General features: G+C 46.0%; 14 protein-coding genes. 12 read left to right on the top strand and 2 right to left on the bottom strand.

Annotation, left to right across the window (positions count from 1 at the left end):
- The first annotated feature begins 59 nt into the window (after nucleotides 1–59).
- From DYE66_RS09280 to DYE66_RS09235, 10 genes are all read left to right on the top strand, one after another.
- Entirely contained in the window at nucleotides 60–1133 is a 1074-nt protein-coding gene (locus tag DYE66_RS09280; RefSeq protein ID WP_002996737.1) for a peptidyl-prolyl cis-trans isomerase, read from the top strand.
- Between the two features lie 234 nt (nucleotides 1134–1367).
- Nucleotides 1368–1841, top strand: coding sequence for an LURP-one-related/scramblase family protein (locus DYE66_RS09275; protein WP_002996484.1), 474 nt, complete (start codon nucleotides 1368–1370; stop codon nucleotides 1839–1841).
- A gap of 457 nt (nucleotides 1842–2298) precedes the next feature.
- The gene (locus DYE66_RS09270) at nucleotides 2299–2796 is read left to right on the top strand and encodes an LURP-one-related/scramblase family protein (protein WP_002997128.1); all 498 of its coding nucleotides are present in this window, start codon (nucleotides 2299–2301) and stop codon (nucleotides 2794–2796) included.
- 312 nt (nucleotides 2797–3108) lie between these two features.
- Nucleotides 3109–5730, top strand: a complete 2622-nt coding sequence (alaS, locus tag DYE66_RS09265; protein ID WP_002996596.1) for an alanine--tRNA ligase — start codon at nucleotides 3109–3111, stop codon at nucleotides 5728–5730.
- Nucleotides 5731–5939: 209 nt separating this feature from the next.
- A complete protein-coding gene (locus DYE66_RS09260; RefSeq protein ID WP_044123720.1) occupies nucleotides 5940–6362 on the top strand; it encodes a MarR family winged helix-turn-helix transcriptional regulator in 423 nt (140 codons plus the stop codon).
- 1 nt (nucleotide 6363) lies between these two features.
- The gene (locus DYE66_RS09255) at nucleotides 6364–6723 is read left to right on the top strand and encodes a rhodanese-like domain-containing protein (protein WP_002997425.1); all 360 of its coding nucleotides are present in this window, start codon (nucleotides 6364–6366) and stop codon (nucleotides 6721–6723) included.
- 407 nt (nucleotides 6724–7130) lie between these two features.
- Nucleotides 7131–7688, top strand: a complete 558-nt coding sequence (locus tag DYE66_RS09250) for a DUF3267 domain-containing protein (RefSeq protein WP_002996537.1) — start codon at nucleotides 7131–7133, stop codon at nucleotides 7686–7688.
- A 146-nt stretch (nucleotides 7689–7834) separates the two neighbouring features.
- A complete protein-coding gene (locus DYE66_RS09245) occupies nucleotides 7835–8617 on the top strand; it encodes a carbon-nitrogen family hydrolase (RefSeq protein WP_002996755.1) in 783 nt (260 codons plus the stop codon).
- Nucleotides 8618–8628: 11 nt separating this feature from the next.
- Nucleotides 8629–9804: a pyridoxal phosphate-dependent aminotransferase gene (locus DYE66_RS09240; protein ID WP_002996720.1), complete on the top strand. Its 1176-nt coding sequence runs from the start codon at nucleotides 8629–8631 to the stop codon at nucleotides 9802–9804.
- Between the two features lie 400 nt (nucleotides 9805–10204).
- The gene (locus tag DYE66_RS09235) at nucleotides 10205–10762 is read left to right on the top strand and encodes a DUF3267 domain-containing protein (protein WP_115325136.1); all 558 of its coding nucleotides are present in this window, start codon (nucleotides 10205–10207) and stop codon (nucleotides 10760–10762) included.
- Nucleotides 10763–11040: 278 nt separating this feature from the next.
- On the opposite strand, the gene thiT is transcribed toward DYE66_RS09235, so the two are convergent.
- Complete coding sequence (thiT, locus tag DYE66_RS09230; protein ID WP_002997015.1) at nucleotides 11041–11613, bottom strand: energy-coupled thiamine transporter ThiT; 573 nt, start codon at nucleotides 11611–11613, stop codon at nucleotides 11041–11043.
- Between the two features lie 721 nt (nucleotides 11614–12334).
- On the opposite strand from thiT, the gene DYE66_RS09225 reads away from it, so the two are divergent.
- Both DYE66_RS09225 and cshA read left to right on the top strand, forming a co-directional pair.
- The gene (locus DYE66_RS09225) at nucleotides 12335–17032 is read left to right on the top strand and encodes an antigen I/II family LPXTG-anchored adhesin (RefSeq protein ID WP_002996622.1); all 4698 of its coding nucleotides are present in this window, start codon (nucleotides 12335–12337) and stop codon (nucleotides 17030–17032) included.
- Nucleotides 17033–17351: 319 nt separating this feature from the next.
- Nucleotides 17352–18917: a degradosome RNA helicase CshA gene (cshA, locus tag DYE66_RS09220; RefSeq protein WP_002996680.1), complete on the top strand. Its 1566-nt coding sequence runs from the start codon at nucleotides 17352–17354 to the stop codon at nucleotides 18915–18917.
- A 258-nt stretch (nucleotides 18918–19175) separates the two neighbouring features.
- On the opposite strand, the gene DYE66_RS09215 is transcribed toward cshA, so the two are convergent.
- Complete coding sequence (locus DYE66_RS09215) at nucleotides 19176–20447, bottom strand: 2-hydroxycarboxylate transporter family protein (protein WP_115325135.1); 1272 nt, start codon at nucleotides 20445–20447, stop codon at nucleotides 19176–19178.
- Nucleotides 20448–20467 lie beyond the last annotated feature (20 nt).

Raw genomic sequence — 20467 nt, 5'->3', positions numbered from 1 at the left:
TGTTATAATGGATAAGTTAATGATAAGGACAGTAATGTCCTAACAAGAAGGAGTAGAATATGGCTAATAAGCGAGCATTTCAGGATGAAGTGAAAAACAAAAACCGACGTGCTAGAAAAGACCAGAGAAAGAAGAAAAAGAAAACCCAAGGCAGCTTTTCAAATTCAATGGCTACCATCTTTGGTAGCAAGATTTTTAGGAGCCTGCTTGTCTTTGTCTTAGCAATGGCTATCGGTGGGGTTGGCACCTATCTTTATATGAATAGTCGTCCATCTGAGAAAACCGTTTTGGCTAGTATGAAGGGCAAGGAAATCACCGTTGCTGACCTTTACAATCGTCAAAAAGGAAATCAAGCGACCAAGGAAGCCCTTCTGGAAACCATTTTGTCAGACATTTTGGAAGATAAATATGGTAAAAAAGTCAGCCAGGATGAAGTCAACAAGCAATACCAAGAATCAGCTCAAAAGGCAGGCTCAAACTTCTCTAGTATGTTGGACCAATATGGCTACACCCAAGATAGCTATAAGAACCTGATTCGTCTGCAATTGTTGCAAAACTATGCCTTGAAGACCGCTGCTAAGAAGGATTTGACCGAGAAGAAACTCAAATCTCTCTACAAGGACTACAATCCAGATATCACAATCAGTTTTGTTAAGACTGATGATGAAAGCAAGGCGAATTCCCTCCATGACCAAGCGACAGCTGACGGGGCTGACTTCAGCCAAATCGTCAAGGATAATAATGGTCAAGAAAATGTCAGCTTTGACTCTGGGGACAAATATGATTCCAATAAGTCAAGTAGTCTGCCACCAGAAGATGTGCAAAAGGCTGCCTTTAAGCTAGACAAAGATGGCGTGTCTGATACCATCAAGGTTCAAGAAACCGACAACTCAACCTCTTACTACGTTGTCAAGGTGACTGCTAAGAATGAGAAGAATCCTGACTGGAAGAACTATAAGAAACGTTTGACAGACATCTATGTTAACCAAAAGAATAGCAACTCTAGCTTCAAGACTCAGGTCATTTCTGACCTTCTGAAGGAATACAATGTAACGGTCAAGGATAAGACCTACAGCTCACTCTTCAGTCAATACGGTCTCAATGGCACATCAGCTTCAAGTTCTAAAAAATAAGTAACAAAGAATAGCCTAAGTAAACCTTTGTGTTTCAGAAATCTGGCGGTTGCTGTGAGCCAGACCAAGGACTCAGGCTTGCTACTTTGTTAATAGACAATCGCATAATCAATGAAGAATGACAAGTTCATTAAATGGAGGTGGTACCGCGGCCATGTTCGCCCTCCCCATTCTTGAACTTGTCTTTTTTCTCGTTTGATTGTTAAGGAGCATCGTCCCAAAGAGGAGGTCTTTATGTCTCAATACTCGATTCAACTATCAAATTTCAGGCCCAATCAGAATCTTTCCTTCTCCTATGAAATAGTGGATGAGGCTGGGAATCTTGTCTGTACTTTTCAGGGCAATCGTAAGGAAGACAGGCTGATTGATAGCCAAACAGGTCAGGTACTTGCCCAAATTCAAAGAGAGAAGAAGGGCCTAGCCAAGCCGACTTATCACATCTTGATGGCGAATGGCTACCAGTTTGATTTGCTGGTCACGGGTAGAACTCGTTTGGAGTTGGGAAATTCAGTCCTAGGCCTGACAGGAAATCTCTTCAAGATGAATTTTCAGATTTTCAACGGTCAGGAGATGGTTTCCTATGTTGGCTCCTCTGTCAATCTATTGAAAACCAGCTACCTGATAAACGTTTTGAATGAAGCCTATCGGGATGTTACCCTGACTGACCCTTGCCACCACAACGCTAATGGCCATCACCGCAGGCTATAATGAAGTCCATTTTGAAGCTAGATTTTAAATGGTGACCCCATACTCAATAAAAATCAATCTAGCCAAGGCAAGGAGCAATGACATCAAGTCACTAAAGTGACTGATGTCAAACGGCATTCTCCATAGCGATTGCCTAACTCCCTTACTAACCTCACAAAGTTGGTGAAATTGACCAACTTTGTGAGGTGTCGCACGAACTGCAGGCAGCTCAAAAGGTCTGGGAGACCCTTTGAGGTTGGAAATAGGAAAGCTTTGCTTTCCTCAGTAAGTACGGCAAAGTGAGTTAACGACGGATAGTTTTGATTTTTGAAGAGTATCAGGAAGCACTTTGAAAAGCTCCTAAAGATTTCTAGCTACCGGATCTATTACAAAAGGGAAACAGAAAACTTGGGGGATCCCATTTGCTTGAAAATTCTGGGGTCTGTCCCTATCCGACTAGAAAGGTAGAAAAATTGGTATGAAAACTTTTAAAATTAAACAAAAACTTTTTTCGCTGGGAGGCAAGTTCACCATCAGCGATGAATTGGGCCTGCCCTGCTATCAGGTTGAGGGCAGCCTCTTCAAGATTCCCAAGACCTTTAAAATCATGGATATGCAGGGTAATCTGGTTGGCCAGATTGATAGGCAGTTCTTTAGTCTTCTGCCCAAGTTCCAAGTTAACTTGGCCAATGGCCAGTCTTTCACTATCAAGAAGGATTTGACCCTTATCAAACCTCACTATTCCATTGCCAACCTAGGCATGGAGGTGCAGGGTAATTTCTGGGATATGAATTTCCAGCTCTATCAAAATGGTCAGGCGATCGCTCGAATTGACCAGGAGTGGCTGAAATTGACTTCTACCTACAATATCCAGGTCTTTGATGACGCATACTGTGATCTAGTCATTTCCCTAGTTATCGCCATTGACTATGTCAAAGAGCAGCAAGGAAGGGCTTCGGCTGCCTCAGTTAACTAGATAACTTTTAACACTCTTAACACTTCACAACTTTCAACTTCCAGTTCTAACTTTGCTAAATCTTGCTTCAAATCCCCTAGAATTTAGCCGTAAGGATAATATGATACTTTCGCTAAAGTGGTATTCTTAGCAACAACCGTAGGTGTTGCTAAGAACGGAAATTTTCGAGACAGAGGCTCGAAAATTAGTGATGAAACGCCATTTGGCGTTTGCTTGCGTCCGCACTTTTTAAGAAAGTATCAAAATTGAAAGTTCTGACTTTAGCTTAATATAACTACAAGATTATAAACAATCAGAGAGGAATATATTTCAATGAAACAACTAAGCTCAGCACAAATTCGTCAAATGTGGTTGGATTTCTGGAAGTCCAAAGGCCATGCCGTGGAACCATCCGCTAATCTGGTTCCAGTCAATGACCCAACCCTACTCTGGATTAACTCTGGTGTTGCCACCCTCAAGAAATACTTTGATGGCTCTGTCACTCCTGAAAATCCCCGGATTACCAATGCCCAGAAGTCTATTCGGACCAATGATATTGAAAATGTCGGGAAAACAGCCCGCCACCATACCATGTTTGAAATGTTGGGGAATTTCTCAATCGGGGACTATTTCCGTGATCAGGCCATTGAGTGGGGCTATGAACTCCTGACCAGTCCTGACTGGTTTGATCTGCCTAAGGATAAGCTCTTTGTCACCTACTATCCAGACGATAAAGATACCTATAATCGCTGGATTGCCTGCGGTATGGAGGCCAGTCACATGGTGCCGATTGAGGATAACTTCTGGGAAATCGGTGCTGGCCCTTCAGGACCTGATACGGAAATCTTCTTTGACCGCGGTGAGGACTTTGACCCAGACCATGTCGGTCTTAAGCTCTTGGCGGAAGATATTGAAAATGATCGCTACATTGAAATCTGGAACATCGTTCTTTCCCAATTCAATGCGGATCCAAAATTGGACCGTAAGGACTACCAAGAGCTGCCAAGTAAAAACATTGATACGGGGGCTGGTCTGGAACGTCTGGCTGCCGTTATGCAGGGGGCTAAGACCAACTTTGAAACCGACCTCTTCATGCCTATTATTCGCAAAGTTGAAAAGCTGTCTGGCAAGACCTATGATCCCGATGGCGACAATATGAGCTTCAAAGTGGTGGCTGACCACATTCGGGCCCTCAGCTTTGCCATCGGTGATGGGGCCCTACCAGGAAATGAAGGCCGAGGCTATGTTCTCCGCCGTCTCCTTCGCCGGGCAGTCATGCACGGTCGCAAGTTGGGCATCAAAGAAACCTTCCTCTACAAGTTGGTGCCAACGGTTGGAAAAATCATGGAATCCTACTACCCAGAAATTCTGGAAAAGCAAGACTTCATCCAAAAGATTGTCAAACGTGAAGAGGAAACCTTCGCCCGAACCATTGATGCGGGTACCGGTCACCTCGAAGAGCTCCTGGCCCAACTCAAGGCAGACGGCAAGGACACCCTAGAAGGTAAGGACATCTTCAAACTCTACGATACTTATGGTTTCCCGGTTGAATTGACCGAAGAAATGGCCCAGGATAAGGGCTATAAGATTGACCATGCTGGTTTCCAAGCAGCCATGAAGGAACAGCAAGAACGGGCTCGGGCAGCCGTTGTCAAGGGTAGTTCCATGGGGATGCAAAATGAGACCCTAGCAGGAATCGTAGAAGAGTCTACATTCAGCTATGAAAAAGAGGCTCTGGACTCCAGCCTTTCAGTCATCATCGTTGATAATAAGCGTGTCCAAGAGGCTGAGACGGGACAAGAGGCCCTCCTGGTCTTTAAGGAGACCCCCTTCTATGCAGAAATGGGTGGTCAGGTAGCTGACAAGGGTGACATTCAGGACAAAGCTGGCCAAGTTCTAGCTCGTGTCCTCGATGTCCAAAAGGCCCCAAATGGTCAAGCCCTTCACAAGGTTGAGCTCTTGGCTGACTTACAAGTTGGTCAAACCTACCACTTGGAAATTGACCACAAGCGTCGCTATGCGGTTGAAAAGAACCACACGGCGACCCACCTCCTCCACGCCGCCCTCCACAAGGTTATCGGCAACCATGCTACCCAAGCTGGTTCCCTCAATGAGGAAGAATTCCTGCGCTTTGACTTCACCCATTTTGAAGCTGTGACTGCTCAAGAGCTCCGTCGCATTGAAGAAGAAGTCAACCAGCAAATCTGGCAGGCCGTAGCGGTTAAGACCATTGAAACCGATATTGATACCGCTAAGGAAATGGGTGCTATGGCCCTCTTTGGTCAAAAATATGGCAAGGAAGTCCGAGTGGTTATGATTGGCGACTATTCCATTGAGCTTTGTGGGGGTACTCACTTGGGTAATACCTCGGAAATTGGCCTCTTCAAGATTGTCAAGGAAGAAGGTATCGGTTCAGGGACCCGTCGGATTCTAGCCCTGACTGGTCAGCAAGCCTTTGAAGCCTTCCGCAAGCAAGAAGATGCCCTCAAGAAGGTAGCAGCTACCCTCAAGGTCCCTCAGTTAGAACAAGTACCAGCCAAGGTTGCCAGTCTCAATGAAGCTAACCGTGACCTGCAAAAAGAAGTAGCAGAGCTCAAAGAAAAGGCAGCTGCAGCTGCTGCAGGCGATGTCTTCAAGGATGTTAAGGAAGCAGCTGGCCACCGCTATATCGCCAGCCAAGTCCAAGTCTCTGATGCCGGAGCCCTACGGACCTTTGCGGATAAGTGGAAGCAAGCCGATTACTCCGACGTTCTCGTCCTGGCTGCAGCTATTGGCCAAAAGGTTAATGTCCTGGTTGCCAGCAAGGACAAGGCTGTACCAGCTGGTAAGCTGATTAAGGAGCTGGCTCCAATCGTCAGTGGCCGTGGTGGCGGTAAACCAGACATGGCCATGGCAGGTGGTTCAGAGCCTTCTGCCATCCAAGCCCTCCTGGACGCCGTAGCCGACAAGCTTTAAGTCTATTCTTAATATGAAATAGAGACTAATGACCAAGTTCAATCGAGCTTGGTTTTTCTATAGCTCTTAACGAGGTGAGTTGATTTCAACGAAGGCGAGAGATATTGATGCAGTTCGAGCAGTGGCGAGAACTAGGTTCCGTAATTTGACAAAGTTCTATTAAAACTATATAATCAGTTTTACTGATAATCAGAAAGGGTGATTAAGTTTTGATAGTAGAAAATTCTTGGGGTTATAACTTGAGTAAAGTTGCACAGAAAATGGACAGTCAGTTTGCTCAACAGCTGGAAAAGATTGGATTAAACTACCGAGATTCTCGCTATTATGGGATTCTTCTCGCTATTCATAGCTATCCTAATTTAACTCAGGTAAAACTGGGAGAGGAGTTGAACCTAGATAGGACGACGATTGGGCAGTTGATTGACCAGCTTGAAGAGAAGAACTTTGTTGCAAGGGAACGTAACCCTAAGGATAGACGACAAAATATTTTGGTCTTAACTTCCAAAGGAAAAAAGGCCGTGAAGGAGATGTGGCAAGAAATGCGTGCCGTTGAAATGGCGGTTATTGCCAATTTAAGTGATAACCAAAAGGCAACCTTCTTAGCCATCGCTAAAGCCATAAGGAGGAAATAAAATGACAAAACTTGAACTATTAGAAACCTACCTAAGCCTTTATATTAGCCATTTTGAAGTGCTGAAAGCTATGGAAGCAGAAGAATCACCCTACGTTATTTTAGATGTACGAAATGCACCAGCTCAGGTCAAAAAAGATCAGATTAAAGGAGCACTGGCGATTCCTACCAAAGACCTAGCTAATCAACTGGAGAGTTTAGATAAAAGTAAAACCTATGTAGTTTATGACTGGAATAGTGGGACGACTCTAGGTAAGCAAGCGCTTTTCATCTTATTATCAGCTGGCTTTGAGGCTTATGAACTCTCAGGTGCCCTTGAAGGTTGGAAAGGTATGAATCTACCAATTGAAGCAATCCAGTAATTTTGAACCAAGCCTGGATGAGCTTGGTTTTTTCTATGTGCCTTAGCGAAATAAGGCAGTAATGCCGAAGTAAAGCTTAGGCACATTGATGCAGATTTCACATTGTGAAATCTACGTTCCGAAACTTCCTTAGCGACTGCGGAGCAGAGCTTAGGGGCATTGACCCAGTTCGAGCAATAGCGAGAACTAGGTTCCTTAATATTCTTAATGAAGCAATCTAGAGTGGCGAAGCAAAAACTCTGCCCCGAATACCTATTAGACCTTGTCAGGAAAGCCGCAATAATATACAATAAAATTGAAAACGTTTACTAAAACTCTTTGCCCGACTGTAAGAAATACTGACTTTAAAATCTCATGCAACTTCAACCTCCCCCCCAAAAAGTTCATTAGAAAAGGAGGACATTCCTATGACCCTACTCCAAGAAATCAATGTTAGGGATAATAAGTGGCTGATTGTGGGCCTGAACGTCGCTGCTTTCCTGGCTGTATTCCCTTTTATCTTTTTCTTTCTTTGGATTTACAGTCTGATAACTGGCAGTCCAGAGATTCGTTTTAGCTTTAATCTCTGGGATCCCTTCCTGCTCCTTTTTCTCTTGGCTCTTATCCTCATTTTGCATGAAGGTATCCATGGTATCTTTTTCAAGCTCTTTCAACCTGATAAGACGGTCAAGTTTGGTGTCATTTGGCAATCCTTCATGTTCTATGCCACCAGCCCAGGTTCCCTCTATTCTAGAGGTCAAATGATGGTCATCGGTTTGGCACCTTTCCTTGTCAATAGCCTCCTCCTAACCCTTCTTCTAGCTCTAGGCTGGCTGACGGCTCCATTCTATCTCTTCCTAGCCACCTTTCATGCAGCCGGTTGTGTCGGTGATTTTTACTATGCTTATGTCTTGGCATGGAAGCATCGCCAGCATAAGATTATTGCAGAAGATACAGAAAATGGCCTCAAAATTTTTCAAGCCTAGACAAGTCTAATTAGATAGCACGGACCAAGTTCATGAGAGCTTGGTCTTCTTTAACAGAAAATTTCCAGTTTTTTTAAGTTCAGAATAATCAGACAATATATTTTGTGCTAAAATAGAGGCAAGTTTGACCTGAAGGGTGGTATTCTATGCGTATTTCTCTGATTCAGATGGCTATTTCTTTTGGCCAGCCCTCAAAAAACTTTCAGCAGGTTTTGGAGCTCCTACATCAGGCAGTCCAAGAAAGTCCTGATGTCATTGTTCTGCCCGAAATGTGGAATACGGGCTATGCCCTGGCTGACCTCTCCCAGCTGGCGGATAAGGAGGGTCAGCAAACTCAAAGATTGCTCAGCCAGTTTGCCAGAGAGCATAAGGTTGCTCTTGTTGGTGGCTCGGTGGCTGTCGAGGAGAATGGTCAATTTTTCAACCGAACATATGTTTATGGCAAGGACGGTCAACTCCTGACCAGCTACGACAAGGTCCACCTCTTTGGCCTGATGGCGGAGGACCGTTACTTGGCAGCTGGTCAGCAAGAAAGCCATTTTCAAGTGGACGGCGTCAAGGCCAGCAATGTCATCTGCTATGATATCCGTTTTCCTGAATGGCTGAGGACCCTCATGGCTGACGGGGCCAAACTTCTCTTTGTCGTTGCCGAGTGGCCGGAGTCTAGGGTCCAGCAGTGGGAGATACTTCTTAAGGCTCGGGCCGTGGAAAATCAGGCCTTTGTAGTAGCGGTCAATCGGGTAGGAGATGACCCTGATAATCATTTTAATGGTCACTCCCTAGTTATTGACCCTCTGGGGCGGGTCATTCTGCAGGCCTCCGATGATGCGGAAGGTATCTTTACGACAGACGTAGACCTAAGCCAGGTGGAGCAAGTTCGTGGTCACATCCCTGTCTTCGACGACCGTCGGCCAGATCTCTACCATTGAGGAGGAAGCTTATGAAATTTGAAGAATCTGAATTATTAAAGGGGCTACCCAAGCAATTTTTTGCCAATCTAGTGGCTAAGGTTAATGCCAAGATTGCTCAGGGGGCCGATGTTATCAACCTGGGTCAGGGTAATCCCGACCAACCCACCTATGATTTTATCGTGGAAGCCTTACAGGCCTCAGCAGCCAAGCCAGCTTCCCACAAATATTCCCTCTTTCGGGGCAATCCACCTTTTAAGAAGGCGGCTGCTAGCTTTTACAAGGAAAATTATGGGGTTGACCTTGACCCAGAAAAAGAAATCTGTGTCTTGGCTGGCTCAAAAATTGGTTTGGTTGAACTGCCCTGGGCCTTGATGAATCCTGGCGACCTCCTCTTGTTGCCGGATCCAGGCTATCCCGACTATCTTTCAGGCGTGGCTTTAGGGAAGGTAAATTACCAGACCTTTCCTCTGCTGGCTAAAAATGACTTTCTGCCAGATTTAGCGGCCATTCCTGAAGAGACTGCCCGTCAGGCTAAGTTTATCTATATCAATTACCCCAATAATCCAACTGGGGCCGTTGCGACAGCAGAATTCTACCAAGCCCTGGTCGCTTGGGCTAAGAAGTACCAAGTGGGTGTCGTCAGCGACTTTGCCTATGGTGCCCTGGGCTACCAGGGCTATGAAAATCCTAGCTTCCTGTCTACACCGGGGGCCAAGGAAGTCGGCATTGAGCTCTATACCTTTTCTAAGACCTTTAACATGGCAGGTTGGCGCCTAGCCTTTGCGGCTGGAAATGCGGATATGATTGAAGCCCTTAACCTCATCCAAGACCACCTTTTTGTCAGTGTCTTTCCTGCCATTCAGGATGCAGGAGTAGCTGCCCTCTTAGATCCGAGAGCCAAGGAAGCCATCGCCCAGCTCAATCATCTCTACGACCAAAGACGAGAGGCCTTTGTATCGGAGGCCGTTAAAATCGGCTGGCAGGCCTTTCCTTCCAAGGGTTCCTTTTACGCCTGGATGCCAGTTCCTAAAGGTTACACCAGCCAAGGCTTTGCGGATCTCCTGTTAGAAAAGGCCCATGTGGCTGTCGCACCAGGACTAGGCTTTGGTCAAGCAGGTGATAGCTATGTCAGAATCGGTCTCTTGGTCGAGCCAGAACGCTTGACTGAGGCTGTCCAACGGATTGCGAGTTTGGACCTGTTTTGACAAATATCTGAAAAGTCACCAGGTTTGAAACTCTAAGCCAGCCTTTTCACCCCTACTCAGCCAATCTCTATATCCGGCCACGTTTGCTCGAGCTTGGCTTTTTCTTGAGAAATCAAGCAAATACTGGCTTAAAATCAAAACCTGAAAATTCCTAAAGAAAAATTTCGTCAATCATTCAGATTTTAATTTTTGTTGAGTGCAAAGTCCTTACTCATTCACTGGCCTCTGAAAAAGAAAATGTAAAGCCGGTTTTCACATTTTTTGAAAGATTCTTGCTCTGAATTTCAATCTAAGATTGGCAAAATAGCAGGGACGTGATACAATAAAGGAGAATTATTAAAGAACGAGTGAGTTCCCAAAGGGTAGAATTGAAAAGAGAGATGTGGCGGGAGATGCCCAGATGAAATTGGTTGAGGATTTAAATTTATTACAAAGAAAGGCGTTATCAATAGGGCTTTGTCTAGGGAGCCTTTTTCTTTGTCTGCCCTTTTTTCTCTTTTTCTCTTGGTTGGCCAAACTGATTATTGGGGTGTCAAATACTTATCTGAACTACTGGTGGGAGCCCTTTTTCGCCCACTTTGCCCTAGCCCTCTTATTGGTTATTCACGAAGGGATTCACGGCTTTTACTTCAAGCTTTTTCGGCCTGAGAATCCTCTCAAGTATGGAACCAGCTGGCGTTTAGGTCTCTTCAATGCGACCAGCCCTGGCTCTCGTTATCCTAGGGGGCAGATGCTGATTATCTACTTAGCCCCCTTTGTCTTGACTAGCCTGCTTTTGACCCTGCTTTTGGCCCTAGGGAGCCTGTCTCCCCTAGCCTTTATCTTTTTGGCAGTGGTTCATACAGCCATTTGCGTGGGTGATTTTTATTTCTCCTACCTCTTACTTTGGAAATACCGTAGGCATAAAATTCTCGTCGAAGATACAGAAGAAGGCCTGAAAATATATCAACTGGACTAAGGCTGGTGCCTCTATCTGAGGAGCCCAAGATATAGAAAGCCCCTGGCATGAAAAAGAATCATGTCAGGGGTTTTTTATACTCTTCGAAATCAAAATTTTCCCACGGATAAAGTCACTCTATGATTTCTCATTAGAGTGACTATGGAGCTGGGCAAAAACTCAAAAACCCACTAATTTTCTCAGATTTTAAAAATAAGAAATTGCATGAAATCAGCGTTTTTAAACGAAAGATTTCATGCGATTTTGTTAATTCAGGACTTTTTGCCCAGCCCCTTCTTTTAGTTTGCCATCAAAAAGCGTTTGATAAAGGGGTAGAGTAGAAATAAGGCAATCAGGCAGGCCAGGGTCTCGCCTAGAAAAGATGAGCCATTGATGATAGCTGAATAAACAAGAGCAGATTGTCCCTTAGGAGCATAGCTACCCCAAAAGAGTAGGCCCGCTATAAAGTGGATAGTATAGCGAGTTAGGCTACCAATGAGGGCTCCTAAAGCCATGAAAGTCAGGCTTTGCAGGGTTCTTTCTTTTCTCAAAGATTTGTTGAGCCAGGGCTTGATAAGGCCAGCCAGCCCAATCAGGCTAAAGGCGACAAAATATTCTAGGAAGCCCTGCCATAAATTGAGCCAGCCCCCAGCCGCTTGCCCAAGAGCAACCTGTAAAATTCCCCAGATAAAACCAGCCATCATGGCAGGTCTGGTTCCTCGGCGAAAGGCAAGCAGAAAGATGGGAGTCATCTTAAAGGACAGGGAAATCCAAGGGCCAATGGCTAAGGGTTGGGTGAAAACATCCAAAACCATAGCTAAACCTGCAAAAATAGCGATTTCCGCCAACGTCGCAACATTTGATTTTTGCATAAAAATCCTTCCTAACCCAGTTGGACTGGGCAAATGTAAATTGATTTGCCACAATCAAAACTGGGATGAAGAAGGTTGTTTTTTCATCTCTGGTTTGCACATCCCTTACGCAGGCATTATCCTGTTCAGGTTCAAAGAGTTTAGGCGATTCCTGGAAGTTTTTCCCAAGGTTCAAACAGGGATAAACCTCACAGTCAGCCATTCTCAGCAAAAGCTCCTCTTGTGACATAAGTCCATACTAGCAAAAATAGCTAGAATGAGCAAGTCTATCTTAACTGCGATGACCAGTGAAGTTTCTGTCTATTTGATAAAAATATGGCCAGTAACCAACTAATAGTTCTTTCTGTCCCTCATAATTTCTCCCTAACTTTTGCTATCTTAGAAAATAGCAAAAAGGTTTCTGATTTTAATTCAGTATAAAATAGGCGGACAGGTTCATTCAAGCTTTTGATTAGGAGCACATCCATTTGAGAAGCCAGGAGCATTAGTCAACTCAAATTCGCCTAATGAATTGGCGATTATTCTCAGATTGAGAATAGTCCCCTGTGTTAATATAGGATTAAAAAACGAATTAAACACAAAACATTAATTTAAACTTAATAAACGAAGGAGGTGATAAGCATTAATTGACTAAGATTAGAAAAATTGGTAACATAATAATAATGTGACGTATCATTTGCGAAATGTTACAGAAAAAATACTAAAAATAAAGAGCAGAGAAATGAGAGAAAAACGAGAAACTTTCGGGTTTCGTAAGAGTAAAATCAGTAAGACCCTTTGTGGCGCCCTCTTGGGAACTGCTATTTTAGCTTCAGTAGCAGGCCAAAAGGTACTTGCTGAGGAAACCAGCACAACTAGCAATGTCGACACCGCAGTCGTTGGGATGGAGACTGGGAATCCCGCAACCAACCTGCCAGAAAAACAGGACAATCCGAGTTCGCAAGCTACTACTAGTCAGGAACAAGCCGGTCAAAAGACAGGTTCCATGTCAGTTGATGTACCCACAAGTGAGCTTGACGAAGCTGCTAAGAGTGCTAAGGAAGCTGGCGTGACCGTTTCGCAGGATGAGACAGTCGATAAAGGGACAGTAGAAAGTTCTGACGAAGCTAGCCAAAAAGAAAGTGAAATCAAGGATGACTACAGCAAGCAAGCCGCAGACATCCAAAAGACAACAGAAGACTACAAGGCAGCTGTGGCTGCTAACCAAGCCGAAACAGACCGAATCACTCAAGAAAACGCGGCTAAGAAGGCCCAATACGAACAAGATTTGGCGGCCAACAAGGCAGAAGTGGAACGCATTACCAATGAGAATGCGCAAGCCAAGGCTGATTACGAAGCTAAGCTGGCTCAATATCAAAAGGACCTAGCAGCCGTTCAACAAGCTAATAATGACAGTCAAGCAGCCTACGCTGCGGCCAAGGAAGCCTACGACAAAGAATTGGCTCGGGTTCAAGCTGCTAATGCCGCTGCTAAGAAAGAATACGAAGAGGCTCTAGCTGCCAACACCGCTAAGAATGAGCAAATCAAGGCAGAAAACGCCGCTATCCAGCAACGCAATGCCCAAGCTAAGGCAGATTACGAAGCCAAGTTGGCTCAATATAAAAAAGATTTAGCCGCAGCCCAGTCTGGTAATGCTACAAATGAAGCGGACTACCAAGCTAAGAAGGCAGCTTATGAACAAGAGTTAGCGCGCGTGCAAGCCGCTAATGCAGCTGCCAAGCAGGCCTACGAACAAGCTCTAGCTGCCAACACGGCCAAGAACGCCCAAATCACGGCCGAAAATAAGGCTATCCAGCAGCGCAATGCGCAAGCTAAGGCTGACTATGAAGCTAAATTAGCCCAATATCAAAAGGATTTGGCCGCAGCTCAATCTGGTAACGCCGCTAATGAGGCAGACTACCAAGAAAAATTAGCAGCCTATGAAAAGGAACTGGCTCGTGTGCAAGCAGCCAATGCAGCTGCTAAGCAAGAATATGAGCAGAAAGTTCAGGAAGCTAATGCTAAAAATGCCGAAATTACGGAAGCCAACCGTGCTATCCGTGAACGCAATGCCAAGGCCAAGACAGACTATGAACTCAAACTGTCTAAGTACCAAGAAGAGCTTGCTCAGTACAAGAAGGACCTAGCGGAATACCCAGCTAAACTCCAAGCCTATCAAGATGAACAAGCCGCAATCAAGGCAGCTCTGGAAGAGTTGGAAAAGCACAAGAATGAAGATGGGAACCTCAGTGAGCCCTCAGCCCAGAGTCTGGTCTATGACTTGGAGCCCAATGCTCAGATTTCCCTAGTGACCGATGGGAAGCTACTGAAAGCCTCCGCCCTTGATGAAGCCTTTAGCCACGATACTGAACAATATAACAAACACAACCTGCAGCCAGATAATCTAAATATAACCTATCTGGAGCAGGCTGATGATGTGGCCTCCTCAGTAGAGCTCTTTGGTAATTTCGGTGATAAGGCTGGTTGGACAACCACTGTCAGCAATGGTTCAGAAGTTAAGTTTGCCTCTGTCCTCCTCAAGCGTGGCCAGAGTGCTACAGCCACCTATACCAACCTGAAAAACTCTTACTACAATGGTAAGAAAATTTCTAAGGTGGTCTACAAGTATACGGTTGACCCTGACTCCAAGTTTCAAAATCCTACTGGTAACGTTTGGTTAGGTATCTTTACTGACCCAACCCTAGGGGTCTTTGCCTCAGCCTATACGGGTCAAAACGAGAAGGATACCTCTATCTTTATCAAGAATGAATTCACCTTCTACGATGAAGACGGTAATCCCATCGACTTTGATAATGCCCTCTTGTCAGTTGCCTCCCTTAACAGGGAACACAATTCCATTGAGATGGCCAAGGACTACAGCGGTACCTTCGTTAAGATTTCTGGCTCATCCATTGGTGAAAAAAATGGCATGATCTATGCGACCGACACCCTCAACTTTAAAAAGGGTGAAGGCGGTTCCCTTCACACCATGTACACCAGAGCAAGTGAGCCTGGTTCAGGTTGGGACTCTGCTGATGCTCCTAATTCTTGGTATGGTGCTGGTGCTGTCAGAATGTCCGGCCCCAACAACTACATCACTTTGGGGGCAACCTCAGCGACCAATGTTCTCAGCCTAGCTGAAATGCCACAGGTACCTGGTAAAGATAATACTGCTGGTAAAAAACCAAATATCTGGTATTCCCTTAATGGTAAGATTCGGGCAGTCAATGTCCCTAAGGTGACCAAGGAAAAACCAACCCCACCAGTTGAGCCAACCAAGCCAGACGAGCCAGTCTATGAAGTTGAGAAGGAATTGGTAGATCTGCCAGTTGAACCAAGCTACGAAAAGGAACCAACACCACCAAGCAAGACTCCAGACCAAAATATCCCAGACAAACCAGTAGAGCCTACTTATGAAGTTGAAAAGGAGCTGGAACCGGCACCAGTTGAGCCAAGCTACGAAAAGGAACCAACCCCACCGACCAAGACTCCGGATCAATCCATTCCCGAGAAACCCGTTGAGCCAACCTATGAGGTTGAAAAAGAGTTGGAACCAGCACCGGTAGAACCAAGCTACGAAAAGGAACCAACCCCACCTCAGTCTACCCCAGACCAAGAGGAACCGAAAAAACCCGTCGAGCCAAGCTACCAAAGCTTGCCAACCCCACCAGTTGAACCTGTTTATGAGACTGTCCCTGGCCCCGTCAGCGTGCCAACGGTTCGTTACCACTACTATAAACTAGCGGTCCAACCCGGCGTCACCAAGGAAATCAAAAACCAGGATGACCTGGATATTGACAAGACCCTGGTGGCTAAGCAGTCGACGGTTAAGTTCCAATTGAAGACAGCAGACCTGCCAGCCGGTCGTCCAGAAACGACCTCCTTTGTCTTGATGGATCCTCTGCCAAGCGGTTACCAACTTAATCTGGAAGCTACCAAGGTCGCCAGCCCAGGCTTTGAAGCTAGCTATGATGCCATGACCCATACGGTAACCTTCACAGCGACCGCTCAAACCTTGGCTGCCCTTAATCAAGATCTGACTAAGGCCGTGGCGACTATCTACCCAACAGTTGTGGGACAAGTCCTCAACGATGGCGCTACCTACACCAATAACTTCACCCTGCTGGTCAATGATGCTTACGGTATTAAATCCAATATCGTTCGCGTGACCACACCAGGGAAACCTAACGACCCAGACAACCCAAGCAACAACTACATCACCCCGCACAAGGTCAACAAGAATGAAAACGGTGTGGTGATTGATGGTAAGTCCGTCCTAGCTGGTACCACCAACTACTATGAATTGACTTGGGACCTGGACCAATACAAGGGCGATAAATCGGCCAAGGAGACCATCCAAAAAGGCTTCTTCTATGTGGATGACTATCCTGAAGAGGCGCTGGACTTGCGCACCGACCTGATTAAGCTGACCGATGCCAACGGCAAGGCGGTCACTGGTGTCAGCGTGGCTGACTACGCCAGTCTGGAGGCCGCACCAGCAGCTGTTCAAGACATGCTCAAGAAGGCCAACATTACCCCTAAGGGAGCCTTCCAAGTCTTTACCGCTGACGATCCTCAGGCCTTCTACGATGCCTATGTGGTTACCGGAACTGACCTGACCATCGTCACTCCAATGACGGTCAAGGCTGAGATGGGCAAGATCGGTGGTAGCTATGAAAACAAGGCCTACCAGATTGACTTTGGTAATGGCTATGAATCTAATATTGTGATTAACAATGTGCCGCAAATCAATCCTGAAAAGGATGTGACCTTGACCATGGATCCAGCGGATAGTACCAATGTGGATGGACAGACCATCGCCCTCAATCAGGTCTTTAACTACCGTCTCATCGGTGGTATCATTCCAGCGGACCATGCCGAAGAGCTCTTTGAGTACAGCTTCAACGATGACTATGATCAGACTGGTGACCAGTACACGGGCCAATACAAGGCCTTTGCCAAGGTTGACCTGACCCTCAAGGATGGTACAATCATCAAGGCGGGTACTGACTTGACTTCATATACAGAAGCGCAAGTTGATGAAGCTAATGGCCAAATTGTTGTGACCTTCAAGGAAGATTTCTTGCGGTCTGTGTCTGTAGACTCGGCCTTCCAAGCGGAAGTCTACCTGCAGATGAAGCGGATAGCCGTCGGGACCTTTGCCAATACCTATGTCAATACGGTCAATGGAATTACCTATAGCTCTAATACGGTAAGGACCAGCACACCAGAGCCGAAGCAGCCAAGTCCAGTGGATCCTAAGACCACTACTACGGTAGTCTTCCAGCCTCGTCAGGGCAAGGCTTATCAGCCAGCGCCGCCAGCAGGAGCTCAATTGCCAGCCACAGGGGATAGTAGCAATGCTTACCTGCCACTTTTAGGCCTCGTAAGCCTGACTGCTGGCTTTAGCCTGTTAGGACTGCGCCGGAAGCAGGACTAAGAAAAACTGAAAAACAAAAATGGGAAAGCCAGTCTTTCTCATTTTTTATATTCCCAGCTAGCTGAAGTAGTCGAGAAGTACTCTTAGAAAACCCTAGAGAACATTAGCTAACTTTTCCAAACCGATAGACGTTTATTTTAGTCTAAGTATGGTATAATAAGTAGGTTGCACAAGTGGGTGTAACCTATTTATAATTTATACTCCTAAGGGCTGGACAGGCTTAGGTGGACACGGTTCCTCTGAAGGTCTCTACCTCCCCTTTAAAGAGTATCAAGCTTGATAAGGTGGCCTCGCACCACCTTTTAGAAAGAAGAATTCATTGAAATTTACTGAATTACATTTAGCAGAAGATATTCTGCAAGCCGTTGAAAAAGCTGGTTTTGTTGAACCATCCCCAATTCAAGAAATGACCATTCCCCTAGCCTTAGAAGGCAAGGATGTTATCGGTCAAGCCCAGACAGGGACGGGTAAAACGGCGGCTTTCGGTCTTCCAACCCTAAATAAAATTGCTATTGACAATAATGTCATCCAGGCCTTGGTCATTGCCCCAACACGGGAATTGGCTGTGCAAAGCCAGGAAGAACTTTTCCGCTTTGGCCGTGAAAAGGGCGTTAAGGTTCGCTCAGTTTACGGTGGCTCTAGTATTGACAAGCAAATTAAGGCCCTGCGCTCTGGTGCCCACATTGTTGTCGGGACACCAGGTCGTCTCTTAGACTTGATTAAACGCAAGGCTCTCAAGCTCAATCATGTTGAAACCTTGATTTTGGATGAGGCCGATGAAATGCTTAATATGGGCTTCTTGGAAGATATTGAGGCCATCATCAGCCATGTTCCTGATGAGCGCCAAACCTTACTTTTCTCAGCTACCATGCCTGATGCCATCAAGCGAATTGGTGTCAAATTCATGAAAGAGCCTGAGCATGTCAAGATTGCGGCTAAGGAGTTGACCAGCGATAATGTTGAGCAATTCTACATCCGTGTTAAGGAACGCGAAAAATTTGATACCATGACCCGACTGATTGATATCGAACAACCAGAATTGTCGATCGTCTTTGGTCGGACCAAACGTCGGGTGGATGAATTGACCCGTGGCCTCAAGTTGCGGGGTTACCGAGCAGAAGGAATCCATGGCGACTTGGACCAAAACAAGCGTCTGCGGGTTATTCGTGATTTTAAAAACGATAATCTGGATATCCTCGTGGCCACCGATGTGGCTGCCCGCGGCCTCGATATTTCTGGCGTAACCCATGTCTACAACTATGATATTCCCCAAGACCCTGAAAGCTATGTCCACCGGATTGGTCGGACAGGTCGTGCCGGAAAGTCTGGTAAGTCCGTGACCTTCGTTTCTCCAAATGAAATGGGCTACCTCTCCATTATTGAGAATCTGACCAAGAAACGCATGAAGGGCCTCAAACCAGCGACAGCTCAAGAGGCCTTCCAGGCTAAGAAGGCCGTTGCCCTCAAGAAGATTGAACGGGATTTTGCGGATGAGACGATTCGCTCTAATTTTGACAAATTCAAGGGTGATGCCATCAAGCTGGCAGGCGAGTTTTCTCCAGAAGAATTGGCCCTCTACATCCTTAGCCTAACCGTTCAGGATCCAGAAACCATGCCCGAGGTTGAAATCTCACGGGAACGTCCTCTGCCATTTAAACCATCAGGTTCTAACCGTGGTGGCGGAAAGGGCGGTCGCAATAGTCGTGGTCGTGGTGGTCGTGATCGCTACCGCCGTGACAATCGGGATGGTAATGGCCGTCGCGACTTCAAACGCAAGTCCAACAAGAACTTCAAGGACTTCGACAAGAAGGACAATAAGCGTCCCCACCGCACCTCCAGCGAAAAGAAAAATGGTTTTGTCATCCGCAACAAGGGTGACCGCTAAACCAGTATTGAATTGGAAGTAAAAGGCCCGACCATTTTCCGGTCGAGCCTTTTTCCTTTTCGAAAACCACTAGCAATGCTTTTGATTTTCTTTGTCTGATATAGAAAAAGTGGTCCTATCAAGCGATAGGGCTACTTTTAGAGATGTGTAATAGTTATAGTCAATAAAAGTCAAAAATAGCCAAGGCAACGAACTGCAGGCAGTACTTGGGTACGGCAAAGTGCGTTAACGATGGATAGTTTTGGTTTTTGAAGAGTATTAGCTAAAAATCTGTACCAGGATACCACCCAAAATCAGGACGATAGCACCCCCTAGACGGTTGGCCATTTGGGCGAAGGCAATCATTTCCATCCGGTCAGCAGCTGACAGGACGGCGATATTTCCGGTACCACCCATGGAGTTGTTAATCATACCGGCACCGATGGCTGTTTCAACAGGGAAGAGGCCAAAAATCTTGCCCAGGAACCAGCTGGCCAGTCCCATGGAGACAACAGATGTCAGGCTGAGAATGGCAAAGCTAGGCGTCATGGTCTTGACCAGGATACTCAAGTCCATCATAGCCAGCCCGATACCAGCCAGAACCGCATGGGTTAGGTTAGTCATGATGACCTGGTTGAACATGACCACGCAATCTTCCAAGGATTTTGGCACGGCATTAGTGGCCTTGAGGATGAAGACAACAATAATCATGAAGGCATAACTGTGAACCTTAGGGACAAAGTTATTGAGGATGACTCCCACCAGAGCAATTCCAAAGGCAAACATGAGACCGACTCCGATTTTGCTGGCATCCAGCTCCATTTTTGGTTTTTCTAGCTCCGACTTGTCTACATCAATCAAGACACCGTGGCCATTGTACTTGGTCTTGGCAAAGCCTCGGGCTAGAATGATGGCTCCGATGATAGCAAAGAGGTTACCCAGGGTTGTAGCAGGAGCTAATTGACTAAAGATAGACTGGCTACTAGTGTGGAGAGCACTAGAGTAGATTTGCGATAGAGGGGTAATCCCAGCCCCAACACCACCAGCCATTTGCGCCATAGAGATATAGAGGACGGAGTGGCCAAAGCCCTGGCCTAAGAGGACCCCCATTCCACCAGTTGCTAGAAAACCAATGACCATGGTAACGAGAGAGATGGGAATAAAACGAGCAGAGGCCTTGACTAAAAGGTTGCGGTTCATGCCCAGAATAGCGCCACAGATGAGGGCCGCAATGTAGAAGTCTAGGAAGCCTCCCCCATTCATAAAGGTATTGGTAGCTGTTACTACATTTTTTGGAATAATGTGAAAGCTATTGAGCAGGGCTGCTAGAAGCAGGGTCATGACTGATCCGCCACCGAGATAGGTGTTGAAGATTGGTGTTTTTTGGCCAATCCAATAAAAGAGGTGACCTAGCAGCACTAGCATAAAGGTGATGCCCAGCATATTTAGGGGCAACTTACCAAGAGCGATGGCGATAGCCAGGATTAGGACTAAACCAGCGTAGAGGGGTAGACTGATACCTGAAATTTTAATCTCATTAAGTTTTTTCATAATGGGTCGCAACCTCCAGC

Source organism: Streptococcus downei MFe28 (assembly GCF_900459175.1).
GTDB classification, from domain to species: domain Bacteria; phylum Bacillota; class Bacilli; order Lactobacillales; family Streptococcaceae; genus Streptococcus; species Streptococcus downei.
Note: the sequence above shows the minus strand (reverse complement) of the source record. Positions and strands in the feature narration are given on the sequence as shown.

Excerpts from the sequence above, each read along its gene's own strand:
- DYE66_RS09245 (WP_002996755.1), top strand. The coding sequence starts at position 7,835 with ATGCGTATTTCTCTGATTCAGATGGCTATTTCTTTTGGCCAGCCCTCA.
- DYE66_RS09275 (WP_002996484.1), top strand. The coding sequence starts at position 1,368 with ATGTCTCAATACTCGATTCAACTATCAAATTTCAGGCCCAATCAGAAT.
- alaS (WP_002996596.1), top strand. The coding sequence starts at position 3,109 with ATGAAACAACTAAGCTCAGCACAAATTCGTCAAATGTGGTTGGATTTC.
- DYE66_RS09225 (WP_002996622.1), top strand. The coding sequence starts at position 12,335 with ATGAGAGAAAAACGAGAAACTTTCGGGTTTCGTAAGAGTAAAATCAGT.
- DYE66_RS09250 (WP_002996537.1), top strand. The coding sequence starts at position 7,131 with ATGACCCTACTCCAAGAAATCAATGTTAGGGATAATAAGTGGCTGATT.
- DYE66_RS09270 (WP_002997128.1), top strand. The coding sequence starts at position 2,299 with ATGAAAACTTTTAAAATTAAACAAAAACTTTTTTCGCTGGGAGGCAAG.
- thiT (WP_002997015.1), bottom strand. The coding sequence starts at position 11,613 with ATGCAAAAATCAAATGTTGCGACGTTGGCGGAAATCGCTATTTTTGCA.
- DYE66_RS09255 (WP_002997425.1), top strand. The coding sequence starts at position 6,364 with ATGACAAAACTTGAACTATTAGAAACCTACCTAAGCCTTTATATTAGC.
- DYE66_RS09280 (WP_002996737.1), top strand. The coding sequence starts at position 60 with ATGGCTAATAAGCGAGCATTTCAGGATGAAGTGAAAAACAAAAACCGA.
- DYE66_RS09235 (WP_115325136.1), top strand. The coding sequence starts at position 10,205 with ATGAAATTGGTTGAGGATTTAAATTTATTACAAAGAAAGGCGTTATCA.
- DYE66_RS09215 (WP_115325135.1), bottom strand. The coding sequence starts at position 20,447 with ATGAAAAAACTTAATGAGATTAAAATTTCAGGTATCAGTCTACCCCTC.
- DYE66_RS09240 (WP_002996720.1), top strand. The coding sequence starts at position 8,629 with ATGAAATTTGAAGAATCTGAATTATTAAAGGGGCTACCCAAGCAATTT.